General features: G+C 70.3%; 7 protein-coding genes and 1 pseudogene. All 8 read left to right on the forward strand.

Features of this window, described 5'->3' with window-relative positions; genetic code table 11:
• On the forward strand, positions 1 to 3,951 hold a 3,951-nt coding region (gltB, locus tag AC08OQ_RS12530; RefSeq protein WP_476612061.1), incomplete at its 5' end, for a glutamate synthase large subunit.
• A 59-nt stretch (positions 3,952 to 4,010) separates the two neighbouring features.
• Entirely contained in the window at positions 4,011 to 5,453 is a 1,443-nt protein-coding gene (locus AC08OQ_RS12535) for a glutamate synthase subunit beta (RefSeq protein ID WP_476601324.1), read from the forward strand.
• Positions 5,454 to 5,605: 152 nt separating this feature from the next.
• Positions 5,606 to 6,220, forward strand: coding sequence for an adenylate kinase (locus AC08OQ_RS12540; RefSeq protein WP_476601323.1), 615 nt, complete (start codon positions 5,606 to 5,608; stop codon positions 6,218 to 6,220).
• A 3-nt stretch (positions 6,221 to 6,223) separates the two neighbouring features.
• Complete coding sequence (locus AC08OQ_RS12545; protein WP_476605083.1) at positions 6,224 to 8,425, forward strand: phosphoinositide-specific phospholipase C-related protein; 2,202 nt, start codon at positions 6,224 to 6,226, stop codon at positions 8,423 to 8,425.
• Positions 8,426 to 8,517: 92 nt separating this feature from the next.
• Positions 8,518 to 8,973 (forward strand): tellurite resistance TerB family protein, encoded by a 456-nt coding sequence (locus tag AC08OQ_RS12550; RefSeq protein WP_462202971.1) that lies wholly within the window; start codon positions 8,518 to 8,520, stop codon positions 8,971 to 8,973.
• Positions 8,974 to 9,063: 90 nt separating this feature from the next.
• Positions 9,064 to 9,837: a sulfite exporter TauE/SafE family protein gene (locus tag AC08OQ_RS12555; RefSeq protein ID WP_476601321.1), complete on the forward strand. Its 774-nt coding sequence runs from the start codon at positions 9,064 to 9,066 to the stop codon at positions 9,835 to 9,837.
• 258 nt (positions 9,838 to 10,095) lie between these two features.
• Positions 10,096 to 10,350 (forward strand): type IV toxin-antitoxin system AbiEi family antitoxin domain-containing protein, encoded by a 255-nt coding sequence (locus AC08OQ_RS12560; RefSeq protein ID WP_476601320.1) that lies wholly within the window; start codon positions 10,096 to 10,098, stop codon positions 10,348 to 10,350.
• Positions 10,351 to 10,474: 124 nt separating this feature from the next.
• A pseudogene (locus tag AC08OQ_RS12565) lies at positions 10,475 to 10,833 on the forward strand (type IV toxin-antitoxin system AbiEi family antitoxin domain-containing protein); the annotation flags it as partial.

Below are 10,833 nucleotides of genomic sequence, written 5' to 3' on the forward strand. Positions count from 1 at the left end.
ATGCTCACCACCCACCAGCTCTCGGCCTACTTCCCGGACCTCGACGACCCCCGGTTCGCCAGTGCCATCGCGCTGGTGCACAGCCGGTTCTCCACGAACACCTTCCCGAGCTGGCCGCTGGCGCACCCGTACCGGTTCGTCGCCCACAACGGGGAGATCAACACCGTCCGCGGGAACCGGAACTGGATGCGGGCCCGCGAGGCGCTGCTCGCCAGCGACCTGATCCCCGGTGACCTCTCCCGACTGTTTCCCATCTGCGCGGACGGGGCGAGCGACTCGGCGAGCTTCGACGAGGTCCTGGAACTGCTGTACCTGGGTGGTCGCAGCCTTCCGCACGCGGTGCTGATGATGATCCCCGAGGCGTGGGAGAACCACACCGAGATGGACTCGGCGCTGCGCGCCTTCTACCAGTTCCACTCCACGCTGATGGAGCCGTGGGACGGCCCGGCCTCCATCGCGTTCACCGACGGGACGGTCATCGGGACGGTGCTCGACCGTAACGGACTGCGGCCGTCGCGGTACTGGGTCACCGACGACGGCCTGGTCGTGATGGCCTCCGAGGTGGGCGTGCTCGACATCCCGCCGCACAAGGTGGTGCAGAAGGGCCGGCTCCAGCCGGGGCGGATGTTCCTGGTGGACACCGCCGAGGGGCGCATCGTCAGCGACGAGGAGATCAAGTCCGAGCTCGCGAACGCGGCGCCGTACGCGGAGTGGCTGCATGCCGGTCTGATCGAGCTGGACGACCTGCCCGAGCGGGAGCAGCTCCTCTACGGGCACTCCTCGGTGCTGCGTCGCCAGCAGGTGTTCGGCTACACGCTGGAGGAGCTGCGCGTGCTCGTCGCGCCGATGGCGCGCACGGGCGCGGAGCCGATCGGCTCGATGGGCACCGACACGCCGGTGGCGGTGCTCTCCAGCCGTCCCCGGCTGCTGTTCGACTACTTCACCCAGTTGTTCGCGCAGGTCACCAACCCGCCGCTGGACGCGATCCGCGAGGCGCTGGTGACGAGCCTGGGCCGGGTGCTCGGCCCGGAGGGCAACCTGCTCGCGCCGTCCCCGGCGTCCTGCCGGATGGTGCACCTGCCCTATCCGGTGATCAGCAGCAGCCAACTTTCGAAGATCATCGGTATCAATGACGACGGTGACATGCCCGGCTTCGCCTCGGTGACGGTCCGTGGTCTGTATGACGTCGACGGGGGCGGCGCGGCGCTCGCCGCCCGGCTGGCGGAGATCTGCGCCGGGGTCAGCGAGGCCATCGCCGACGGTGCCCGCATCGTCGTGCTCTCCGACCGGGACTCCGACACGCGCAAGGCCCCGATCCCGTCGCTGCTGCTGACCGCCGCCGTGCACCACCACCTGATCCGGGAGCGGACCAGGACGAAGGTCGGCCTCATCGTCGAGTGCGGCGACGCCCGCGAGGTGCACCACATCGCACTGCTCACCGGCTACGGCGCTGCGGCAGTCAACCCGTACCTGGCATTCGAGTCGATCGACAGCCTCATCGCCGAGGGCGAGATCGTCGGGGTGTCCCGGGAGCAGGCCGAGAAGAACATGATCAAGGCGCTCGGCAAGGGCGTGCTGAAGGTGATGTCCAAGATGGGCATCTCGACGGTGGCGAGCTACACCGGCGCCCAGGTCTTCGAGGCGATCGGGCTGTCCCAGGAACTGATCGACGCCTATTTCGCGGGTACCCCGTCGCGCCTCGACGGCGTCGGGCTCGACGTCATCGCGGCGGAGGTGGCCGCGCGGCACCGGCGGGCCTATCCGCCGATCGCTTCCGAGCACGCGCACCGCACGCTGGAGGTCGGCGGCGAGTACCAGTGGCGCCGCGAGGGTGAGCTGCACCTGTTCAACCCGGAGACCGTCTTCCTGCTCCAGCACGCCACCCGCACTCGGCAGTACGAGACCTTCCAGAAGTACACCGCCCGGGTCGACGGCCTGTCCCGGGAGAACGCGACGCTGCGGGGTCTGTTCGAGCTGCGTACCGGGGTGCGCACGCCGGTGCCGATCGAGGAGGTCGAGCCGGCCTCGGAGATCGTCAAGCGGTTCGCGACCGGCGCCATGTCCTACGGCTCGATCAGCGCCGAGGCGCACGAGACGCTGGCTATCGCCATGAACCGGCTCGGCGGGAAGTCGAACACCGGCGAGGGCGGCGAGGACGCGGAGCGGTTCACGCCGGACGCGAACGGGGACCTGCGCCGCTCCGCGGTCAAGCAGGTCGCCAGCGGCCGGTTCGGGGTGACCAGCGAGTACCTCGCCAACGCCGACGACATCCAGATCAAGATGGCCCAGGGGGCGAAGCCCGGCGAGGGGGGGCAGCTTCCTGGCCACAAGGTCTACCCGTGGATCGCGAAGACGCGGCACTCGACGCCCGGTGTCGGGCTCATCTCCCCGCCGCCGCACCATGACATCTACTCGATCGAGGACCTCGCCCAGCTCATCCACGACCTGAAGAACGCCAACCCCAAGGCCCGGGTGCACGTCAAGCTGGTCGCCGAGGTCGGCGTCGGCACGGTCGCCGCCGGGGTCTCCAAGGCGCACGCCGACGTGGTGCTGATCTCCGGGCACGACGGCGGGACGGGCGCCTCGCCGCTGACCTCGCTGAAGCACGCGGGTGCCCCGTGGGAGCTGGGGCTGGCCGAGACCCAGCAGACGCTGCTGCTCAACGGCCTGCGCGACCGCATCGTCGTGCAGGTCGACGGGCAGCTGAAGACCGGCCGCGACGTCATCGTCGGGGCGCTGCTGGGGGCCGAGGAGTTCGGTTTCGCCACCGCCCCGCTGGTGGTTGCCGGCTGCGTGATGATGCGCGTCTGCCATCTCGACACCTGTCCGGTCGGTGTGGCGACCCAGAACCCGGAACTGCGCAGGCGGTTCACCGGCAGGCCCGAGTTCGTCGAGGCCTTCTTCACCTTCATCGCCGAGGAGGTGCGCACCTACCTCGCCGCGCTGGGCTTCCGCAGCCTGCAGGAGGCGGTCGGCCGGGTCGACCTGCTCGACGCCCGCGCCGCCGTCGACCACTGGAAGGCCTCCGGCCTCGACATCACCCCGTTGCTGCACACCCCGGAGCGGCCCTTCGGCGGCTCGCTGAACTGCACGTCCAGCCAGGACCACGGGTTGGACAAGGCGCTGGACAACTCGCTGATCCAGCTGTGCGAGGGGGCGCTCGACGACGGCCGGCCGGTCTGGCTGGAGATGCCGATCCGCAACGTCAACCGAACCGTGGGCACCATGCTCGGCTACGAGGTGACGAAGCGATTCGGCGCGGCGGGGCTGCCCGACGACACGATCCAGCTGCGGTTCACCGGCTCCGCGGGGCAGAGCTTCGGCGCCTTCGCGCCCCGCGGCATGACGCTGACCCTCGAGGGCGACGCGAATGACTACGCCGGCAAGGGCCTGTCCGGCGGCAAGATCTTCGTCTTCCCGCCGAAGGAGTCCCCGCTGCGGGCCGAGGAGAACATCGTCGCCGGTAACGTCCTGCTCTACGGAGCGACGGGCGGCGAGGCGTTCTTCCGCGGGATCGTCGGCGAGCGGTTCTGCGTGCGCAACTCCGGGGCGACCGCGGTGGTCGAGGGGGTCGGCGACCACGGCTGCGAGTACATGACCGGCGGCACCGTGCTGGTACTCGGGGCCATCGGGCGCAACTTCGCCGCGGGCATGAGCGGCGGCGTGGCCTACCTGTACGACCCGGTCGAGGCGCGGATCAACACCGAGATGGTGGACGTCGAGGCGCTGGGCGACGCCGACGAGACGATCGTGCGGGACCTGCTCGTCCGGCACCGCCGGGAGACCGGTTCGACGGTGGCTGCCCGGCTGTACGCCGACTGGGACACCGTGCGCGGGTCGTTCCGTAAGGTGATGCCACGGGACTACAAGCGGGTGCTGACCGCCATCCGGCAGGCGCAGGAGCAGGGGCTCGTCGCCGACGAGGTCATCATGGCGGCGGCTCGTGGCTGACTGGGCCGCCAAGCACGACCCGACCATCATCGCGATCGCGCGGACCCGACAGGAGCGGCATGGCTGACCCGACCGGCTTCCTCAAGCACCGCAGGGAGCTGCCGAAGCGCCGTCCCGTGGACGTCAGGATCACTGACTGGCGCGAGGTGTACGAGTCGTTCCCCGAGGAGCATCTGCGCACGCAGGCCAGCCGCTGCATGGACTGCGGCATCCCGTTCTGCCACGAGGGCTGTCCGCTCGGGAACATCATTCCGGAATGGAACGACCTGACCCGGCGCGGCGACTGGGTGGACGCCATCGAGCGGCTGCATGCGACGAACAACTTCCCCGAGTTCACCGGGCGGCTGTGCCCGGCGCCGTGCGAGGCGGCCTGCGTGCTCGGCATCGGCGACGATCCGGTGACCATCAAGCAGGTCGAGGTCAGCATCATCGACCGCGCCTGGGCCGACGACACCGTGGTCCCGGTCCCGCCGTCGCTGCGTACCGGCAAGCGGGTGGCGGTCGTGGGCTCCGGCCCGGCCGGTCTCGCCGCCGCCCAGCAGCTCACCCGGGCCGGCCACGAGGTCGTGGTCTACGAACGGGCCGACCGGATCGGCGGCCTGCTCCGCTACGGCATCCCCGAGTTCAAGATGGAGAAGCGGGTCCTGGACCGCCGGCTCGCGCAGATGGCGGCCGAGGGCACGTCGTTCATCACGTCCTGCAACGTCGGCCTCGACATCTCCGTGGACGAGCTGCGTTCCTCCTACGATGCGACGGTCCTCGCCGGGGGATCGACGATCGGCCGGGACCTGCCTGTTCCCGGCCGGGAGCTGGGTGGCATCCATCTCGCGATGGAGTTCCTCGTGCCCGCGAACCGGGTCGCGCAGGGGGATCTGCCCGAGTCGCCCATCTCCGCCAAGGGTAAGAACGTGGTCATCATCGGCGGCGGTGACACGGGCGCGGACTGCCTGGGCACCTCCCACCGCCAGGGCGCGCTCTCCGTGCACCAGCTCGAGATCATGCCCCGGCCGCCGGAGCTGCGGGCCCCGGCCAACCCGTGGCCGTCATACCCGATCATCTACCGGGTCTCCAGCGCGCACGAGGAGGGCGGCGAGCGGGTCTTCGCCGTCTCCACCGAGCGATTCCTCGGTGACGAGGATGGCAACGTGCGGGCGCTGCGCCTGCACGAGGTGCGCCTCGTCGGCGGGAAGTTCGAGAAGGTCGAGGGTACCGACACCGAGGTGCCCTGCCAGCTGGTGCTGCTCGCCATGGGGTTCACCGGCCCGGAACGGCCCGGCCTGCTGACCGATCTCCGGGTGGAGCTGGACGCGCGCGGCAACGTGGCGCGCGACGCCGGGTGGGCCTCCTCGGTCCCCGGCGTGTTCGTCGCCGGGGACATGGGACGCGGGCAGTCACTGATCGTCTGGGCGATTGCCGAGGGACGTGCCGCCGCCGCCGCCACCGACCGCTGGCTGATGGGCAGGACGGACCTGCCCGAGCCCATCACGCCGACGCGTCGCTGACCGGGAGCCGGCCAGCCCCGGCGTGCAGCCGGGACACCGGAGCACTTTTTGGCCGAAGATTCATGTGATCTGTCTTGCTCCATGCCGGATCTGCGGCGATTGACCGGACTCGCCGACCAGCCTGGTGACCTGCGGCGGTACCGTTCAGTGCCATGAGGCTCGTGCTGCTCGGTCCACCTGGCTCCGGCAAGGGAACCCAGGGCGCTCGCATCAGCGCCCGGCACGGCATCCCCTCGATCTCGACCGGCCGGCTGTTCGACCGGCAGATCGCCGCGGGTACGCCGCTGGGCCGTCGCGCGGAGCGCTACGTCCGCGCGGGCGAGCTGGTCCCCGACGAGATCGTGCTCGACATCGTCGCCGACCGGCTCGAGAGTGGCGTCGACTGTGCGGTGGGGTTCCTGTTCGACGGGTTCCCCCGGACCTACCCCCAGGCCGAGGCGTTGGACCGGATGCTCGTGGCGACCTGCGGCCCGCTCGACGCGGTCATCGACCTGGACGTCGACGTCGACGAGGTGCTCGACCGCATCCGGCGCCGGTCCCGCACCGAGGACCGGGTCGACGACGCGGAGGACACCGCCCGTCGCCGGTTGAAGGTCTTCGCGGAGGAGACCGCACCGCTGCGCCGCTACTACCGGCGGGGTGGCCTGCTGCGCACGGTGGACGGTTCCGGCAGCCCGAATGAGGTCGCGGCCCGCATCGAGGAGACGCTGGCGGACGTCGCCCATCCAGCTCTGCGGGCCCAGCCGGGTCTGCCTGTCTGCCGGTAGGCCGTGGGTCGCCGAGGAGGGGAGCGGGGGCGCCTCGCGCACGTCTCCCTCGTCTCCCTCGTCGTGCTCTGCTGGCTGCCGCTGGTCGTCGTCATCACCGCGTGGCGGACCGTGCTGAACCCGGCCTTCTACTCGCAGTCGCTGAACCGGGCCGACGCCTACGACCGCGTCTACACCCAGGTACTGCCCGATCCCGCGGTCGACACGTTGCTGGCCGGCCTCCCGATCGACAGCTCCCTCGTCACCGCGAACCTGCGCACGGTGCTGCCCCCGTCGACGATCCAGGCGATGACCGACGAGCAGATCAACCGGATCGTCGACTACCTGCGGGCCGACACGGACGACGTCGAACTCGCCGTCGACCTCCGGCCGATCTTCGACAACATCTCGGGCCTGGCCAACCGGTACGTCGCCGGTGAACTGGGCGCCGGCACCAGCTACCAGGTCACCACCGTGCAGGAGTTCACCCACGGTGTCGTCACCGCGCTCGACGACATCGCTGCCGGGCGTCCGCCGAAGTCCCTACCCACGATCGAGCTCTCCCCGCAGGACACCGACCGCGTCCTGCCCGTGGTGCTGGGTCGGGTGGACGCCGACACCCGTGCGCGCATCGAGGCTCCGCTGCGCGCCCTGCTGAGGTCGGGCAACATCGCCGGAGCACTGGCGCTGGTCGGTCCGGAGGTCTTCCAGGGCGACGAGACGGCCATTGGCCGGCTCCAGGCGTATCTCCACGGATCCACCCTCGATCTCGGGGTCCGCCTGTCGGATCTGCATGACCGGCCGATGATCGTCGCGATCGGCCGGCTGCACGACGTCGCCGCGACCCTGGTGTGGGTCTCCCTCCTGCTCGCCCTGATCATGACGGCGGCCCTGGCCGGCATCGTCGTGCTGGCCGGGCGGCGGGGGGTGTCCCGGGTCCGGGCCGCGACCGGTGCGGTGGTCCTCGCCGGCGTCGGTGCCGGGCTGCTCGGCGTCGTCCTGCGCATCGCGCTGCCGAATCCGCTGACCTCGCTGGACGGGCCGTCGTCGCCCCTGCCGCCGGGAGCTGGCGCAGTGCTGGTCGACTTCTCCTCGCGCGCCTACGGCACGCTCGAGAGCGGCTTTCTGCGGATCGTGGTCTGGACGCTGGTGGCCGGCCTGGTCGGCTACGGATTGTCGCTGCTCGTCGCGGTGTCCGCTCGGTGGAACCGGACCGGCCGGCGGCGCCGGGTCGCCACGGCGTTCGCCCTCGCGTCGCCTCTGATGATCACTGTGACCTGGACGGCCTTCCCGGGCGCCGCAGCCGAGGCCCGCAAGCTCTGCAACAGCCAGCAGGCGCTGTGCGACCGGCGCTATGATCAGGTGAGCTACCTGGCCACCCACAACGCGATGGCCACCAGTGAGGACCGGTTTCTCGGGCCCGCCCAGGACCCGGCGATCGCGCACCAGCTCGACCTGGGGGTGCGCGCCCTGCTGCTCGACGTGCACCACTGGACATCGCCGACCCAGGTCGACGCCTACCTGCAGACCCTGCCGCCCGCGACCCGCGACGCGCTCGCTCCGCTGACGCGAGGCGCCCGATCGGAACGCCTCGGCACCTGGCTGTGCCATGACCTGTGCCAGCTCGGCTCCCTCGACTTCGTGGCGGAGCTGACCCGGGTCCGGGACTGGATGAACCGCAATCCCACCGAGGTCGTGACGCTGATCATCCAGGATAATGAGGTGCCGGCGAGCGAGATCGCCGGCGGCGTGGCGGCCGCGGGCCTCGCGGGGATGGTGACGACGCCGCCGGAGGATCCGCACGGCCGATGGCCGACCCTGCGCGAGATGGTCGGCTCGGGCCGACGCCTGGTGATCTTCACCGAGCGGCAGGACCTGCCGGGCACGTTCCTGCGCAGCTTCTACCGGTATGCCGAGGATACCCCGTTCGATGCGAAGAAACCCGAGGATCTGCGGACCTGCGCCCGCAACCGGGGCGTGGACGGTGCCTCGCTGCTGCTGATGAACCACTGGCTCACCGCCGCCGCGCCCAGCCGCCGTGCCGCCCTCGGCGCGAACGCCGCCGAGACCGTGTTCACCCGGGCACAGCGTTGTCGCCAGGAGCGCGGGCGGATCCCGACGTTCGTCGCGGTCGACTTCGCCACGATCGGTGACGCGCAGACGGCGGTGGACCGGCTCAACCGCGTTCGCGGCGCCGGCCGTGGTCCCGGCGGTGCCGGTTCCTGACCCTCGGCCAGCCGGTGGGAGCATATCCGGGCGGTCATGCGTTGACCTGCGAGGAATTATCTAGTGATACGTCACCGTGCGAGGGAGCCCAGGTGCCGATCTGGAACCAGCTGCGTCAGTCCGCTCAGACGATGCAGGGCCAGCTGAACGCCAAGAAAAACGACCTGAAGAGCGGTGCCTTCCGCGATGCGAGCATGGCGATGTGCGCGTTGGCCGCTGCGGCGGACGGGACCATCGACCCGGCCGAGCGGCAGCGGGTCGCCGCGCTGATCATCTCCAACGACGTGCTTAGCAACTTTCCCGCGGATGATCTCCAGCGTCGCTTCAACGACTATGTCGGCAAGCTGCAGGCCGATTTCGAGTTCGGCAAGGTCTCCGTTCTCCAGGAGATCGCGAAGACGAAGAAGAAGCCGGCGGAGGCCAGGGCGGTCATCCAGATCGGGATCGTCATCGGCGGGGCCGATGGCACCTTCGACAAGACGGAGCAGGCCGTCGTGCGGGAGGCGTGCTTCGCGGTCGGCATCAACCCGGAGGAGTTCGACCTCTGAGCCGGACCGGCCGCACTGCGCCGAGCCCGTCACCCCGTCACCCCGTCACCCTGAACCCGTCACTCTTCCTTCCATCGGCGTAGAGGACACGTGGGACCAGCCGATGCCCTGCTCGCGGGCGGGGCGGGTCTGCTCGCGGGCGCGGTGAACACGATCGCGGGCGGCGGGACCCTGATCGCCTTCCCGGCGCTGCTCGCCGCCGGTCTGCCGGCGCTGACCGCCAACATCACCTCATCGGTGGGGCTGGTCACCGGGTACGCCGGTGGGGCGCTGGGCTACCGCCGCGAGCTTGCCGGGCAGGCCGTCCGGCTGCGTGCTCTGGGACCGCCGGCTCTGCTCGGCGGTCTGGTCGGCGCCGTCGTGCTGCTGGCCACGCCCTCCGACAGCTTCCGGGTGCTGGTTCCGTACCTGGTGCTGGTCTCCTGTCTGCTCCTGGCGGCTCAGTCCCGGCTCGCGGCCGTGGTGGCACGCCGGAGAGCCAGCACGGCCGTGGTCGACGCCACGGCCCGGGTGACCTGGCCGACCCGGCTTGGGATCTTTGTCGCGGGAGTCTACGGATCGTATTTCGGCGCGGGGCTCGGGGTGCTGCTCCTCGGGGTGCTGGGCATTCTGCTCGCCGACGACCTGCAGCGCACCAACGCGCTGAAGACGCTGCTCGCGTTCGGGGTCAACGCTGTGGGAGTGGCGGTCTTCCTGGTCACCGCGAAGGTCTCGTGGGAGTTCGCCGGCATCCTCGTGCTCGCTTCCCTGTTCGGCGGGACGATCGGTGCCCGGGTGGCTCGCCGGCTACGACCGAACGTTCTACGTGGCGCGGTCATCATGCTCGGTGCGACCGTGGCGATCGTGCTGTTGATCCGTGGCTGAGTAACCTGCTGTCCGTCCAACCTGCTGTCCGTCGATTGTCTTGCGTTAGCGGACGATGCGCGCCGTCGTTATCGTACATTCTCGCAAGCAACTCGGCTAGGTAGCGGCTACGCTCCCGAAGCTAGCTTGAGGAAATGGCTCCGGTGACAGCCGGCTGGGTTATCGGTGGGCCCTACGTTCGCCGTCCTCCTGCGAGGAGTTATCCACAGGTGGCCTGTGGCGCTGGATTACCGGGGCTACCTGATGGATTCTCGGTCCATGACGTTTTCCGCTTCGGCCTCGCCCCCGCCGACCCGTCCCGTGCGCTATCCCGGTTTCGACCCCGCGGTCCGCCTCGCCGGTCGCCAGGGGGGTGCGATCACCTACCGGCAGGCGATGGCCGCTGGGCTGACCCGCGGCCAGCTGCGCCAGCTCGTCCACTCCGGCCAGTGGAGCCATCCGGTGCGCGGTGTCTTCGTCGTACCCCTCGGCCCGACGGAGCTCCCTGGCTCCGTCGACAATCCGGGAGTCTGAAATCCGGGAGAAGGAATCCGCAGGACTTGTCCGGAACGACGTCGCGCGCCGACGAAGAAAGCGCCATGGTGCCATCACCGCGGGCCCCGGGCACGCGGCGCCGATCGTCGGCGATGAAAATACCATGCCGATTCTCCCGGTCTTCTCCTCGCCGTTTTCGGCACGGGTGCGGGCCGCGCTCATCGGGCGTCCCCGAGCCGTCGTCTGCGGGATCACCGCCGCCCGGCTCCACGGTTTTCCGCTCGCGGTTCCGGAAAGCTCCACCGAACCCGTGCACCTCTTTCTTCCGGCTCGGCAGACCCGGGCCCAGCCGCGCGGGATCCGGCTGCACTTCAGCGATCTCGACGCCGACCAGCGCGTCGAGCTGGGTGGGATCCCACTCACCTCGCCGGAGCGGACGCTGGCGGATCTCGTGCTGGCCGCCCAGTCGCGTGAGGCGGCGGTCGCCCACCTGGACGCAGCCCTGCACCGCGGCCTAGGGCC

It is taken from the genome of Frankia sp. CcCS3, from assembly GCF_977927575.1.